This is a genomic window from [Clostridium] saccharolyticum WM1 (genome assembly GCF_000144625.1).
Lineage (GTDB): Bacteria > Bacillota > Clostridia > Lachnospirales > Lachnospiraceae > Lacrimispora > Lacrimispora saccharolytica.
In genome coordinates this window covers 934104-948495 of sequence record NC_014376.1, presented here as the reverse complement: position 1 = coordinate 948495, position 14392 = coordinate 934104, and the positions used below count along the sequence as shown (strand labels likewise).

The following is a 14392-nucleotide window of genomic DNA, read 5'->3' as shown; positions in this document are numbered from 1 at the left end:
TTTCCCCATCCTAAGGGCATAATCCGCCAGATTACTATGATATCTTTAAAAATATACCATTTTTTTAATTTCCTTGCAACACCATATCCAAAACTTCTGCCAGAGGTTCCATGGCGTTTAACGCTTCCTGGTATGTATTCGTCTGGGCACCTACTTCAATGAGGGAAGATCTTGCTCTTAAGTGCTGGTTATAACGCAGACCTTTTATGTATATTTTCCGGGTCAGATTGGGAAAATAGGCGGCTGCATCAAGCTGCATCTGGAAGCTGAATGCAAGATTCTGCTCCCTGTAAGGGTTGGGAAGATATTCAATGGGACCTTTTGGCGTCTGGCTGACTCCGTTGAAAAACATAATGGGCGCGGTAGGCTTCCCATTGACCTGGTTCACCATATGCAAATGCTCATTGACTCCGTCCCGGTGAACATCCAGAATCACCTCAATGGAGGGGTTCTGCTGAAGGATTCCGGTAATCCCATCCAGGGCATATGTATATGCCTTGTTTCTGTCCAGCTTTCCGTTCTGTAAATCATAAACGGAAGTATCATGGATCACATGGTAGCCCTTAGCGGTCAAAAGCTCCGTAAGATAGCTTCCGATTCCAACTACAGTGGCATTGGGATTATCCGGCCCATAATCCTTAAATTCCTCCTGGGAATGGGTATGGTAAATGAGGATCTGAGGTTTGTCATTCCCTCCTTCCAAAGTAAAATCCTGGGAAAGGAAGTTTTCTGCTTTCATTAAATCCCTGCCGGCCGTTGTGGAGGAATGAACGCTGTAGAAATGCTTTATAAGAAAATCGTAATCAGCCAGCTGCTCTTTGCGGTATAAGCTCCCTGCTATAGGCCATACATTGCTTACTGCGCAGGTCATAGCAGGGTCTTTTTCCCCTTTTTTCTTATCTCCTGTTTCAACTGCTTCCTGATTCGTCTCTGAAGCCTGGCCTGTTCCCCCACCGGCTGCAGTTTCCCCTCCGCCAGCCGGGTGGGTCTCTGGCCGGGCATTATGGGTACCAGCATTCATGCTTCCGTCCTCTCCGCTTTCCTCTCCGCCGTCATATAGAAGGAAGCTGTGTTCCTCATAAAATCTTCCGCTTTCCAGATACCCCTCATAGGCCGGATCCGTATCCCCATAATCTGATTCTGTATTTGGGCTGCTGCCGGCATATCGGTAAAGAGGAGACTGGTTGAAAAGGAAATCACAGAGAACGTTTATCAAAGATTTCTCTTTGCTTCCCGATAAGATGCCGTTCTGGCTGTTTTCTTCCCATACTGCAGCCGGATACTGATGCTTCCATATATAGGAAATCCCAAGGCCGGCCCCTTCTTTTGCCCAATTTTCCGCTTTATGAAAATCCGCCTTTTTTCCCGCCTCTGAGACTTCCTTTCCAAAGAGAAGGACGGCCAGAACCAGGCTTACTGCTATCATCATTTTTCTTATAAACCAGTTAATTCCCTTGTTTCTGTGTTTCATAGCCGCCTTCCTGCATGGATTATTCATAATATCCTATGCAGAATGCCTGTCATTTACTACGAATCTTCTTGTCCCAAAAAAGCCAGATGGATTCCTTCTGAAATGGTAAAGCTCAGCTCCTTTACCGTTTCATCAATATCCGGAGGGGTCACATACAGAGGACCAAACTCCGGCTCCAGCAATTCCCGTATTAAATCATACTGCTCATCTGAGTTCAGCTTTCCGATAAAATCTCCCATTCCCTTTGTTTCCATGCTTTTTGAAAGTGCGCCTATCATGGCGGAAACCGTATCGTGGACAATGGCGGCAGCCCCTACAACCGTAGGCACCCCAATGGCCATGACCGGAATCCCAAGACTTTCAGAGGTAAGACTGTGTCTGTGGTTCCCCACTCCTGATCCTGGATGAATCCCTGTATCCGTAAGCTGAATGGTGGTTCCAAGCCGCTTCACGCTTCTGGCCGCCAGGGCATCAATGGCAATGATAAGATCCGGCTCTGTTTCTTTTATGATTCCCTTTAAAATCTCGGCACTTTCCATTCCGGTCTGGGCCATGACTCCCGGAACAATGCCGCTGATCACAGGCATGCTTCTTCCTTTCCAAAAATCCTCACCATACTGGACCTTTAAATGCCTTGTCACCTGTAAATTATTAAGGACTCTTGGTCCAAGGGAATCAGGGGTTACGGAAGAATTGCCAAGCCCTGCCACCAGCACATGAAAATCCGGTTTTCTGTAATCTTTGCCCTTAAGAAGCCGTTCGATCTGGTTTGCCAGTTCTTCCGAAACCTCCCTGTGATAATTTTCGTCTTTCAGTGAAAGTTCATCGGCTTCCAGGGTAATATAGGTCCCAATGGGTTTCCCCATGGCCTTCTCCCCTTTTTTGTCAAGAATCTTTACCTCGGTCATTTTGATGTGGCTGTCTGCCCGGTGCCACTCCCGGAGGGACACTCCTGATACTTCCCCTCCGTCACCTGGGAAGCTTTCTCTTTCTTCTACCGCAAGGTCTGTACGAACTGTAAACGTATTTTCCATTTTTTCCACCTTTCCTCTTTATTTCCCATACTTATGGGTTGTAAAGTTATGCCATTGGCATTCCTTATGACTGCTCTGTAAGGCAATTCGCTTTCCTGCCCATGTTCTTTTGGGGATAAAGGTATGCCTGTGAAGCTTTCCAGCATTTCTAAGGTATTTTCTGCAAAAATACGGGAATTATGTATTGACATTTACGTCGAAATTCGTTAGAATACAAAGGTATGTTTACATTGAACTGTCCGTGTCCAGGCTTTGATGCAAAACAAAGAATCATCATATATCATTTTATTGGAGGTGTACCGATTGGCTAACATTAAATCTGCAAAAAAGAGAATTTTAGTAAACGAAACAAAGGCTGCAAGAAATAAAGCGATCAGATCCAAAGTGAAAACATCTATCAAAAAGGTAGAGGCTGCTATCGTTGCCGGTGACAAGGCTGCTGCACAGGCAAACTTAGCAAATGCTATCGCAGAGATCGATAAGGCTGCTACAAAGGGCGTATATCATAAGAATACCGCTTCCAGGAAAGTATCCAGAATCTCGAAAGCTGTAAACACATTGGCTTAATTTATAGAACAGACTTTTATCCCATTCAGAATAACCCACTGAGTGGGATTTTTTATACGGTTTTAAGGCTTTTGCAGAATAGGTTCGTAAACTATTCTGCAAAAGCCTTAATCTTTGTCAAAGGAGATCCGATGATTGAAGGATCACCAGCGCTTCATATGGCTTCAGCTCTCCGCATTTTCTCTCTCCTGTCTCATAATTGCTGATCATAACTGTCCCTGATTCAAATTCCTTTGGTATGCTGTACGTTACCGTCTGACTGCTAAAGCTGCATACCACCAGAAGCTTCTGTTCTCCCAAGGTCCTGATGTAGGCATAGATATGAGGATGGTCAGGAAGGAGCAGCTCATAACTTCCGTAAACAATGATGTCATGCTTATGGCGCAGAGCGATTAATTTTTTATAATAATGGAATACAGAAGTCTCCCGTTCCATCTGTTCCTTGGCATTGATCCTTTTATAATTGGGATTTACCATGATCCATGGAGCTGACTCTGAAAATCCGGCATAGGCGCTTGTATCCCACTGCATGGGTGTCCTGGCATTGTCCCGGCTCTTGTACCTGATATACTTCATCATTTCTTCTCGGGTAAAAATCCCTTTTTCCGTCAGCTCATGGTAAGCATTGATGCTGTCTAAATCCCGAAAATCCCGGATGGTCTCAAAGGGTACATTGGTCATTCCCAGTTCCTCCCCCTGGTATACATAAGGAGTCCCCTGCATCATGTGAAGGCAGGTGGCAAGCATCTTGGCGGATCGCTCCCTGTATTCCTCACAGTCGCTGCCAAAGCGGGAAACAACTCTAGGCTGGTCGTGATTGTTCCAGAACAGGCTGTTCCAGGCAATCCCCTCAAGCCCTTTCTGCCATTTTGTCATGACCGCCTTAAGATCCGGAAGATGCATTTTCTTGTCCGTCCATTTGTTGTCAGGGTCCCCATCCACATCCATGTGCTCAAACTGGAATACCATATTAAGTTCCTTACCTTCGGAAGATGCGTATTTGGCAGCTTCTTCCAGGGTGACTCCGGAACACTCTCCGACGGTCATAATATCGTAACCGGATAAAACCTCCCGGTTCATTTCCTGTAAATATTCGTGAACCCTGGGGCCGTTGGCAGCAACGTTAAAACTGGCATACCCATTGATCATGGCCGGTCCGTCAGGTAGTCCTTCCTCCTTGGAAATCAGGCTGATTACATCCATGCGGAATCCGTCAATCCCCTTATCCAGCCACCATTTCATCATATCATATACCTCTGTCCGGACTTTTTTATTATCCCAATTCAAGTCAGGCTGCTTTTTTGAAAAAAGATGAAGGTAATACTGGCCTGTTTCCTCATCATAGTTCCAGGCAGAACCGGAAAAGCAGGATCCCCAGTTATTTGGCTCCTTACCGTCTTTTCCATCTCTCCATATGTAATAATCCCGGTATGGATTGTCTTTTGATTTTCTGCTCTCCACAAACCAGGAATGCTCGTCTGAGGTGTGATTTACCACAAGATCCATGACCAGCCGGATTTTCCGTTGATGCAGCTCTGCCAGAAGCCGGTCAAACTCCTCCATGGTTCCGAATTCATTCATGATTTTACGGTAATCACGGATATCATAGCCATTGTCATCGTTTGGAGAATCATATACCGGAGACAGCCAGATCACATCAATCCCCAGTTCCTTTAAATAGTCCAGTCGTTTTATGATCCCTCCTATATCACCGATCCCGTCTCCATTGCTGTCACAGAAGCTTCTGGGGTAAATTTGATATACTACGGATTCTTTCCACCAATTTTTCATTGTCTTTCCCTCCTTAATCTATGATAAATTCGCGAAGCAGAATAAGAAACACACTGGCCGTCCAGGTGAAGCCGTGATCCCGCAGGCCCCGCCCGTCCAATGCACTGTAATTTTCATAAAAACCCTTTTCTGAGCAAAGCCGGCAAAAGCGTTCTGCGTAGACACGTGCCTCTTCCCGTCTGCCGCACCGGCTTAATGCATCCGCCAGTATCATGGTAACAGGAGGCCAGACCGCCCCCCGCCAGTAGCCGTCTTCCTCAAACAGCGGACTGTCCAAAGGCTCTGAAGCAAATCCCCAGGGGCCGGCCAGATGGCCCTTCTTTAAAAGCCTTGAGACCAGATTTTCCCGCAGCTTCTCCGGCAGGCGCTTCCCAAGGATCAGAGGAAGACAAAGGATGAGGGAATCGGACGGCACCACTTCCATCCCGGGGATCTTCACCGCCTCAAAGCGGCCATCCCTCACAAAATAGGACAGCAGCTTAGAAAGCAGATCCTCCCCCTGTTCTTTCCACTTTTCAGCCTCCTGCCACCGCCCAAGCGCTCTTGCCGTATGTTCCAGAAACTCCATCTGCAATACAAGCCAGGCCGATAAATCCGGTGACTGAACCGGAAGGCCCAGACGAAAAACGGTAGCATTGTCCCAGCCGGAATCATTGCCGTGCTGGTAGGTAGGGATGCCATTTTCCTCCATCCGGTAAGTCAGCCACCATCGGGTAAAGGCGGCGGTGGAATGATAAAGCCTCTCCTTTACCTCCCTGCCCGGATCGTGGATCTGAAACATTTTTTCCAGGATAAAGCCCTGAACCGGAGGCTTCACAAAGGACCGTATGATCTTCCTGGCCTGGTATGCATCGGGATATGCTCCATACTCATCCTGCTGGTCTGCCATGGCTAAAAACTGACCGTAAGCCAGCTCCGGATGGGTAGAAACCATGGCCAGGCCATTAAAGGCATAATCCCAGCTCCATACCAGATTCATCCAGTTTTTCGTCATGACCATTACCGGCCTTTTCATGTACCCGGATGGTTGAAGCACAGAATGCCATAAGATATAAGAAGCCTCCCTAACGGCCTTTTCATAAGCGGAATCTTCTAATTTAAGGCTTTTTATAATTTTCGCCTCAAACTCCTCATATTCCTCTTTAACTGCCTGACGGCAATGATCATAGCTTATATACTCTTTTTTATGAGGGCTTAAACCGGTAAGGATAACTTCGGCCAGCAGCTCTTTCCCCTCCGGACTTAGGAGGAGCCCTGTTCTGCTGCTTCCATAGCCATTTTCCGGACAGGCTGACCGGTCCTCTGCTTTTCCCTTCCGAACGGAAACATGGAGTGCCATATCATCTCCGGCTATTTCAAAGCTTCCATCCATGTGTTCCATTACCCTGTCATAGGATCCTGCTTTTGTCTTCGTGATAAGAACGGAGCTGTCAGCTTTCAGGAGAAACCCGTCCTCATCCCTAAAGCATATGGAGTATCCTCCGGTTTCAGAAGATACGTTCAGTTCCCAGGGAAACATGGTAACAGTAATTTTTTCCACCGGCTTTCCATCAGGTTTTATAAGTATGATGGGATAGGTTTCCTGCTGGGAAAAGGTGCCGTAAAGTACCCGTACCCCAATGTGGCCGTCAAACTCCTTCGTACCATCCTGCGGGCAGGAAAATGCCAGGTAAGAGCCGTACCTGCTAAAGGGTACTGTTCGTATATCCAGCTGCGTACTGCGTTCCTCCATCTCTTCTCCTCCTTATTCCACAATTTCCAGCAGCTGCCGGAACGATGACAGCTTATAATCTGCCAATGGGGATTTTACTGCATCTCCTACTGCCGCACAATCCATGCCCCCGGCTTTTGCGGCTTCCAGCCCTGCCTTTGCATCTTCAACGACCAGACAGTTTTCCGCCTCGCAGTTTACCATGGAAGCCGCCTTTTGAAATACTTCCGGATGAGGCTTTGAATGGGTGATCATATTCCCATCGGAAACTGCGTCAAAAAAGTGTTCCAATCCCAGCTGCTTTATAATCAGTCCTGCATTTTTACTGGAAGAGCCGATGGCCAGCTTCATACCCCGTTTTCTCAGTTCTAGTAACGTATTCTTTGTTTCTTCGGATAAATCGGAGGGGGTCATGCCTTTTAAAAGCTTTTGATAACCTTCATTTTTTTTCGTAAGGTATATTTCCTTATCTTCTTCCCCCATAATTTTATCATACCGTTCCAGTATGATATCAAAACTTTCCTTTCGGCTGACGCCCCTCAGCCGGTGATTGATGCTTTCGTCAAAATAAATCCCCAGCTCATCAGCCACCTCTTTCCAGGCCAGATAGTGGTAATGATCCGTATGGCATATCACTCCGTCCAAATCAAAAATGACTGCTTTATAATTCTTTTTCTCTGCATAAACAAAGGTGCCGGGATCTATCTTACAGCTTCTGCCAAACACCGTAAGAGCTACCTGGCCGGCTCCGTTATTCTCAATTCTGACGCCTTTCTTATCCGCTGAAATCCTCAGCTCCCGGCCCTTCCATACCAGGGGAAAACAAAGCTCCTCCCAGTCTTTGGGAAGCTTCGGATTAAGCTCTAAATTGCCCTTGCGGATCCTTACCCCGCCAAAGCCCATGACACAGCTTAACCAGATCCCTCCTATGGAAGCACTGTGGATCCCTTCCTCTGATGATTTCATATTAGGTCCCAGATCAATGGAGCAAGCCGCCTGATGCATCCGTAAGGCCATGTCCTCCATCCCGTAATCATTGGCTAAAATCGAGTGAACGCAGCGGCTTAAGGATGAATCATGAAGGGTTTTATCTTCATAGAACACGAAATTCTTTCTCTTGGTTTCCAGAGAGAACCGTTCCGGAAGTACAAAATCCAGCATAACCGTATCAGCCTGTTTGGAAACCATCAGCTTCGACATCTGCTCCATATTATAATCCTCATGGATACCCAAAACCTTTCCGGAAGCCTTATAGGGCGCCAGATCAATGGGCTCTAAGCTCATGTACTGGTCTGTCTGAGGGACAATGCCGTTTTCATCCGGCATTGGCAAATAGAGCTTTGCCCTCTTTTCCCTGAGCCTTTGCTTTAACTGGCTGAAATGGAACTTCTGGTCCAGCCGTTCCGAAACCTCAAGATTCTCCTTTGGCAGGGCTTCTATCACATACTCTGCCAGCTCCATGTTATAATCCGCCATATAATTGGTATAGGCATTATTGTCCACATGTTCCTTATACTCATCAGGACCGATTACATCAAGAATCTCGTAGCAGCCCTTTTTCTCGTTCCATTCCAGGCGGCTGGCCCAGAAAAGAGCCGTATCCAGAATAATCTCATATCCGAACCGGTCCATGTACTCCTGGTCCCCGGAGACCTGATAATACTGCCACACGGCATAAGCCACGTCTGCGCTGATATGGTGTTCAATCAAGCCTGTCAGGCACTTTTGTACCTTTCCTGTCACCACATCAGTACCCAGGTAAAGGGGAGTTACTTCACCGTCGTCGATCCAGGCGCACTCCCAGGGATACATGGCCCCCTCCCAGCCATTTTCGGCTGCTTTTTTACGGGCGCCATAGAGATTTCTGTATCGGTATTCCAGAAGCGTTCTGGCGGTTTTTGGCTCCGTAAGAGTAAAATAGGGCAAGATAAACATTTCCGTATCCCAAAAGGAATGGCCTTTATAGCCTTCTCCTGTCAAAGCCTTTGCACCGATCCCTACCCGGTTGTCATCCTTTTTCACCATAATATTCAAATGATACTGGGCAAACCGAAGGGCTAACTGATGAAAATCAGCATTTCCCCGTATGGTCACCTCATGGTCTTTCCAGTATTCCTTCCACACTGCTTCTGACTCCTCCATCAGCAGTCCGTAACCCTTTTCCGATTCCATCCGCAGGCACTCCATGCCGTCTGCTTTCAGCCTCTCTGAAATACCGGAAGGTTCTTCCCTTTCATAGGCCCGGTCCCTGGAGGAATGAAAACAGGATACCTTTTCCAGCCGTATGGTCTCTCCGGCCCCTGCTGCCATGGACCACCGAAGATCCATCGTTCTTCGCCCCATAACCGGAAGGGCCTTTTCCTCCCGGTTGATCCGGCAGGCACTGTGTACCGCTGCCACAACCCGGGACTCCGTAGTCTCCCCAAGGAACTGCATGATAACGCCGTCATGGATTCTTCGCCTTAATTGATCAAAATGCATAGCCCCGTGGTTTGTCACATCCCCGTGAATTCCCGTCTCAATGACCAACTGGGCGTTTTTGTCACAGGTCAGCTCCAGGTATTGTGCCGCAACATGTTCATTCTTCAGTGATACGAACCGCTTAAACACAGCCGTTACCAACGTCCCGGACGGGCTTTCCCATATGATTTTTCTTACGGTCTCTCCGTTTTTCAAGTTCATGACTCTTGAATACTCCGTCAGTGTTCCTGACTGCAGATTCAGACGGTACCCATCAACATAGATGTCCATGGCGGTTACATCCGGAATATTGGGCAGTTCCGTTACCTCTTCCATTCCCGCTTTATTGAATGTCCCGGTAATGAACGTGTTCCTTACCTCTTCCACATACCGCTCTTCCAATGCGTTTCGCATTCCTATGTAACCGTTGCCCTGGGCAAAAACCGCTTCGTATTTTCCCAGATTCCGGGCATCAAACCCTGTTTCCTCTATCAGCCAGTTTGTTAAATCCCCCTGGCCCTTAATAAAATTCATAGTGTTAATCATTCTGTCCTCCTGAATTGTCAGCCTTTTACGCCTGATGCCGCAACACTGGCCTGTACCTGCTCCTGAGCCAGCGCATATAAAAGGATGCCTGGAAGCACGACAAGAGTTAAAGCGGCAAACAGCTTGGTGTAATCATATGAAAATGATTCGGTAAAAAATTGCAGCGCCACCGGCAGTGTCCTGTTCTTGTTGGAAGAGGTCAGCAGGGAAGCGTAAAAAAATTCATTCCAGTTATTTAGGAACATGAGAATCCCGGCCGTAGCCAGCCCTCCTTTTGCCAGAGGAAGGTTGATCTGGAAAAATACCCGCAGAAAGCCTGCACCTTCCAGTCTGGCCGCCTCATCTAAGGATGAGGGTATGGACATAAAGGTGGATTTTAAAATAAACATGGACATCGCCAGCCCCATGGAAAGATAAACCACAGCCAGACCCCAGATATTGTCATAAAGATTCATTTTCATGATCAGGGAAAAAATGGGCTGAGCCTTGGAATGAGAAGGCACCAGCAAAGTGATGGTAAACAAGGCGAATATCAAAGATTTTCCGGGAAACCGGTACTTTCCGATCACATAAGCACCCATGGCAAAGAACAACAGCGACAGGAGGGTTGAGGAAATACAAACCAGAAAGGAATTGGCCGCATACCGGAGAAAATCATATTTCTCAAATAAGTATATGTACGGCTCAAAGCTGAAGGCTGAAGGCAATGTAAATGGATTTCCAAGGATCTGTGCGTTTGTTTTAAAGGATGACATGATCACCCAGAGAATGGGAAAAATGGATATAACCACCGTAAATCCCATAGCAAGATACATAAAAAATAAGGTAATATTTTTCTTCATTGCAGCCTCCTCCTAATAAATGCTGTCATTCATGCGGAATATATAATTGACGGCTGCCAGAATGATGAGTCCCAGAGCAAACATGACCATACCGTTTGCATTGGCATACCCGTATTTCATATCAGATATGGAATTGACCAGGATCAGCGGAATATTCATGGTATCGTCTCCAGGTCCCCCTGCGGTAGTCAGCCTGATCTGCTCATACATGGCGATCCTGGAGGTAATGGAGCAGATCACTCCGGTACCAATGGCATTTCTGCAAAGGGGAAGCATGATATGGCGGGTCAGCTGCCAAGAGGTTGCCCCGTCTACTCTTGCAGCTTCCATCACTTCCTCAGGAACTGCCATTAAATCATTTAGCACAATCAGGGTTACAATTACTGCATAAAAGATCCAAGTACACGTAACCGCCCAGAAGGCATATGGGGACTGGAAGAACCACTGGACATGAAAATCCGGGTGAAATCTCCGGATCAGGTTATTTAAGATCCCCATATCGTCATTGAAAATAAATTTATATATCATGGCCCATGCAGCGGCTGAAATCACGTTGGGCACCATAAAAACCACCCTGGTGAATTTCCACCCTTTGGGTTTTGCATACAGGATGAATGCCATCAGCACACCAAACCCTACATGGAGGGTCGCTGCAATCACGGACCAGGCAAGAAGATTTTTTAAGGATATGAGAAAGGTTTTGGAGTGAAATAAATCCATATAATTTTTAAGTCCTATGAAAACCGGTTTGTTGAAGCCATCCCACTTGGTAAAGGACGTTGCAATTACCGTAAGGATGGGCGATAAGTAAAACAGCAAAAATATCAGGAGGGAGGGCAGCAAAAATAAGTAGCACCACTTATAATTCCTTCTCTCCAATCCAGTGGAATTTGATTTTCCTGCTTTCATGTTCTTCCCCTCTTTCTAAAAAATACTGTTGCAATGCACCTGTGTTCAGGCTTTTTGCAACAGTATTTAACCGAACTGCTATCCGGTTATGAGCAAGCAGCAATGCGGACTGCGAATATCCGCCTGACTTCCCATGTTTTATTTATGTTTCATTTTATGTTTCGTTTTTTGCTTCTGCAGCCTTCTGGGTCAGCTGGGTACAAAATTCTTCCGGTGAAAGAGTTCCGTCTGCCAGCTTGGGAAGCAGCTTTCCGAATTCTGTGTCAGCAACAGAGGCAGGCATTACGTCAAAGATCGAAGCCGTGTACCTGGTTTTTCCATCCATGCTTTCAGCAAGCTGGGATAAAATGCGGTTTTCCGCCTGTTTCTTTAAGAATTCATCGCTGTATTCCAGTTTAGGAGCCACTCCGCCTTCTGTCAGGACCAACTGCTCGATTTCTTCCTTGGAATCACGGAAGGCAAAGAAAGCTTCCGCCAGTTCCTTTTCCTCATCAGATGCGGTATTGGCGATCCAGAATTCACCATATACTTTTGGATTGGCTATGGCAATATTACCTGGATAAATATCTGAGGTCACTTCCTCACCTGTAAATCCGTTTGACCATTTATCCGCAGCTTTTTCATCGAAATCAGAAGCCATCCAGGAGCCGTTGCATATAAGGGCGGCACTCTTGCTCATAAATGCATTGGCTGCATCTGCGTAAGCTGCACCAATGGTGTTGGCTGATGCATTTTTCTGAAGGAGCTCCTGCAAAATGGTGGTTGCCGTGAGGATCTTTTCATCGGTGTAATCATAGAGCTTATCATCTACAAACTGAGCCAGATACTGTTCTCCCCCCTCCTGGTTGGCGATAAGAGCAGTGAGAAGAAGTCCTGTGGTCCAGGCATTTTCCGCAGTCTGGAATGCGATTTTATTGTCACCGATGCTTTCTATAAATTCGTCAAGGTTCATATCCTTAACGGCTTTTTCCGGCTGATACATGGTATTGTTATAATACATGCCCACTGGTTTTAATACAGAAAGAGGCTTGCAGATCAGTTTGCCATCCACGGTACAGTAATCTATGGATTCATCGATCCAGTTCTTTTTTATCTCTGGGTTGGAATCTGCAAATTTGGTCAGATCATATGCCATGCCATTGGCCAGAACCACATTTTTAAACCACTGAAGATCGATTCCGCCGGAACCGGGGGAGTGGACAATGGCCGGAAGCTTGTTCTGCTGAGCCAGTTGTTTAATCTTTTCCGCATATTGGGCCTGGGGAACCTCTTCGATCACGAGCTTATACTTGCCTGCATATTTCTGGTTAAACCGTTCTACCTCAGGAAGGAAGAAAACAGCCCCTACATTTTCACCCGCCAGGTAGGTGGGAAACGTCATCTGGATTTCCTTGCCTGATCCATTTTCTGCCTTTCCTGCTCCTGATGCGGTTGTATTACTGCTCCCACCGGAACAGCCGCTGATCACCGTTGCTGCAGCCATAACCACTGCCATAAATCCCGCCAATTTTCTTTTCATAAGAATCCTCCTTGATATTTATTTATAATTGCTTTACACTCTTGCCATCCTCAAGAAAATATTTAGTCATATGAATTCTGGAATACTTTTCGTCATTTACCATCTTCATGAGAAGCTTTGCTGCATCATAGCCTTTCTGCCACATATTCTGATTAATCCGCGTAATAAAAGGATCTATGTATTTCATAAAGTAGTTGCCGTCGTAGCCTGTGATGGAAAAGTCCTCCGGGCTTTCATACCCCAGCTCCTGTACCGCCCTTAAAACACCTATGGCCGTTAAGTCACTCATACAGACAAATGCCGTACCTGCCTCCCTCTTATATTCCATCAGCATTTTTTTCGTTCCTTCATACGCCTTTTGCTCCATAAAATCCGTATAGATTATTTTGCAGCTTTTGGGATCAATGCCGTTCTTTTTAAGGGCATCTAAGTATCCCTGCTGACGTCTGATGGAAACATCGGATTTTTTCCGTCCATAGACAAGAATCAGCTTCCGGTGCCCCCGGTCGATTACGTATTGCGTGATCTGCTCAAATGCCTTTCTGTCATCTGTCATAACAGCCGAAGTGCATGTTCCGTCCAGCTGGATATCAATGGACACACAAGGCATGTTAGAGTGAGGCAGGGTTTTTACCAAAGGATCGGTTATCCTGAGTCCCATGATTACAGCTCCTGACAAGGAATATTCTCTGCAAAATGTATCAAAATCCTTTTTTTCCTGTTCTTCCTTCCCAATGGAATACATGGCCAGATTGATCTCATGCTTCATCATGTAGGAATAAGCTCCCTGGATTACATTCATCATGAACTCATTTGACTGGGCCTCCTCCAACAGGCCGCAGATGAGTAAAGCCACATTTTTTTTGTTCTTTGAAGACAGATTCTTGGCACTGGTATTGGGAACATACCCAAGTCTTTCCGCTGCCTCCGCCACGCGCGCCCTGGTTTTGGCCGATACATCACTGTATCCGTTTAATGCTCTTGATACCGTACTTACCGATAATCCCGTTTCCTGTGCCACATCGTAAATTGATTTTGCCATTTTACACCTCATTTTTCCAAAAACGTTTTTGGTCTTTGGTTTTTTTTAACACTTCTTTTTGGAAGTGTTGTACAATAGCCACGTTTTCAAAAACGTTTTTGATAATATAAAAATAACACTTTTCCGGACCTATGTCAATCTATTTTCCATCTTTTATGATGAATGTTGTATTTACACTTTTATTTTTATGCAATATTACCCAGACATTGATTACGCAGGCATTTGTTGCAGAAATATATTCCGGGAGGCTATCCCCATTTGACGCATGCTGTCCGAATTCTGCGGTACACCGCCCCCTGATTTTCAATCAAATTTTGTTCCACATTCCGTATTTCTTTGGAAGCTGCTGCAGGAAGGCGATGGTTGTATTAAGGCTGTATTATTGATATATGGTTGATGTATTATGGAAGTATTATTGATTTATTATGGAAGTATTATTGATTTATTATGGAAATATTATTGATTTATTATGGATTTATTATGGATCTATAACCGGAATT

At 46.0% G+C, this 14392-nt stretch carries 10 protein-coding genes; 1 reads left to right on the top strand and 9 read right to left on the bottom strand.

What is annotated here, in order from left to right:
• Positions 1 to 64 precede the first annotated feature (64 nt).
• Together CLOSA_RS04525 and gpr are read right to left on the bottom strand one after the other, a co-directional pair.
• Positions 65 to 1471, bottom strand: a complete 1407-nt coding sequence (locus CLOSA_RS04525; RefSeq protein WP_013271589.1) for a stage II sporulation protein P — start codon at positions 1469 to 1471, stop codon at positions 65 to 67.
• A 56-nt stretch (positions 1472 to 1527) separates the two neighbouring features.
• Positions 1528 to 2505, bottom strand: coding sequence for a GPR endopeptidase (gene gpr, locus CLOSA_RS04520; protein WP_013271588.1), 978 nt, complete (start codon positions 2503 to 2505; stop codon positions 1528 to 1530).
• A 303-nt stretch (positions 2506 to 2808) separates the two neighbouring features.
• Between gpr and rpsT the strand changes: the two genes are divergently transcribed.
• Positions 2809 to 3072, top strand: coding sequence for a 30S ribosomal protein S20 (gene rpsT, locus CLOSA_RS04515; RefSeq protein WP_013271587.1), 264 nt, complete (start codon positions 2809 to 2811; stop codon positions 3070 to 3072).
• Positions 3073 to 3189: 117 nt separating this feature from the next.
• On the opposite strand, the gene CLOSA_RS04510 is transcribed toward rpsT, so the two are convergent.
• The 7 genes from CLOSA_RS04510 to CLOSA_RS04480 form a co-directional block, all read right to left on the bottom strand.
• Complete coding sequence (locus CLOSA_RS04510) at positions 3190 to 4863, bottom strand: glycoside hydrolase family 13 protein (RefSeq protein WP_013271586.1); 1674 nt, start codon at positions 4861 to 4863, stop codon at positions 3190 to 3192.
• 13 nt (positions 4864 to 4876) lie between these two features.
• Positions 4877 to 6595, bottom strand: coding sequence for an amylo-alpha-1,6-glucosidase (locus CLOSA_RS21665; RefSeq protein ID WP_013271585.1), 1719 nt, complete (start codon positions 6593 to 6595; stop codon positions 4877 to 4879).
• Positions 6596 to 6607: 12 nt separating this feature from the next.
• On the bottom strand, positions 6608 to 9580 hold the full coding sequence (pgmB, locus tag CLOSA_RS04500) for a beta-phosphoglucomutase (protein WP_013271584.1): 2973 nt from the start codon (positions 9578 to 9580) through the stop codon (positions 6608 to 6610).
• A gap of 17 nt (positions 9581 to 9597) precedes the next feature.
• Positions 9598 to 10422, bottom strand: coding sequence for a carbohydrate ABC transporter permease (locus CLOSA_RS04495; RefSeq protein ID WP_013271583.1), 825 nt, complete (start codon positions 10420 to 10422; stop codon positions 9598 to 9600).
• Positions 10423 to 10434: 12 nt separating this feature from the next.
• On the bottom strand, positions 10435 to 11331 hold the full coding sequence (locus CLOSA_RS04490) for a carbohydrate ABC transporter permease (RefSeq protein ID WP_013271582.1): 897 nt from the start codon (positions 11329 to 11331) through the stop codon (positions 10435 to 10437).
• A 154-nt stretch (positions 11332 to 11485) separates the two neighbouring features.
• The gene (locus tag CLOSA_RS04485; protein WP_013271581.1) at positions 11486 to 12850 is read right to left on the bottom strand and encodes an ABC transporter substrate-binding protein; all 1365 of its coding nucleotides are present in this window, start codon (positions 12848 to 12850) and stop codon (positions 11486 to 11488) included.
• 22 nt (positions 12851 to 12872) lie between these two features.
• Positions 12873 to 13892 (bottom strand): LacI family DNA-binding transcriptional regulator, encoded by a 1020-nt coding sequence (locus CLOSA_RS04480; RefSeq protein ID WP_013271580.1) that lies wholly within the window; start codon positions 13890 to 13892, stop codon positions 12873 to 12875.
• Between the last annotated feature and the right edge of the window lie 500 nt (positions 13893 to 14392).

What these genes read in the sequence shown, in the direction of transcription:
- CLOSA_RS04525 (WP_013271589.1), bottom strand. Translation starts at nt 1,471, where the DNA reads ATGAAACACAGAAACAAGGGAATTAACTGGTTTATAAGAAAAATGATG.
- gpr (WP_013271588.1), bottom strand. Translation starts at nt 2,505, where the DNA reads ATGGAAAATACGTTTACAGTTCGTACAGACCTTGCGGTAGAAGAAAGA.
- CLOSA_RS04510 (WP_013271586.1), bottom strand. Translation starts at nt 4,863, where the DNA reads ATGAAAAATTGGTGGAAAGAATCCGTAGTATATCAAATTTACCCCAGA.
- CLOSA_RS21665 (WP_013271585.1), bottom strand. Translation starts at nt 6,595, where the DNA reads ATGGAGGAACGCAGTACGCAGCTGGATATACGAACAGTACCCTTTAGC.
- pgmB (WP_013271584.1), bottom strand. Translation starts at nt 9,580, where the DNA reads ATGATTAACACTATGAATTTTATTAAGGGCCAGGGGGATTTAACAAAC.
- CLOSA_RS04495 (WP_013271583.1), bottom strand. Translation starts at nt 10,422, where the DNA reads ATGAAGAAAAATATTACCTTATTTTTTATGTATCTTGCTATGGGATTT.
- CLOSA_RS04490 (WP_013271582.1), bottom strand. Translation starts at nt 11,331, where the DNA reads ATGAAAGCAGGAAAATCAAATTCCACTGGATTGGAGAGAAGGAATTAT.
- CLOSA_RS04485 (WP_013271581.1), bottom strand. Translation starts at nt 12,850, where the DNA reads ATGAAAAGAAAATTGGCGGGATTTATGGCAGTGGTTATGGCTGCAGCA.
- CLOSA_RS04480 (WP_013271580.1), bottom strand. Translation starts at nt 13,892, where the DNA reads ATGGCAAAATCAATTTACGATGTGGCACAGGAAACGGGATTATCGGTA.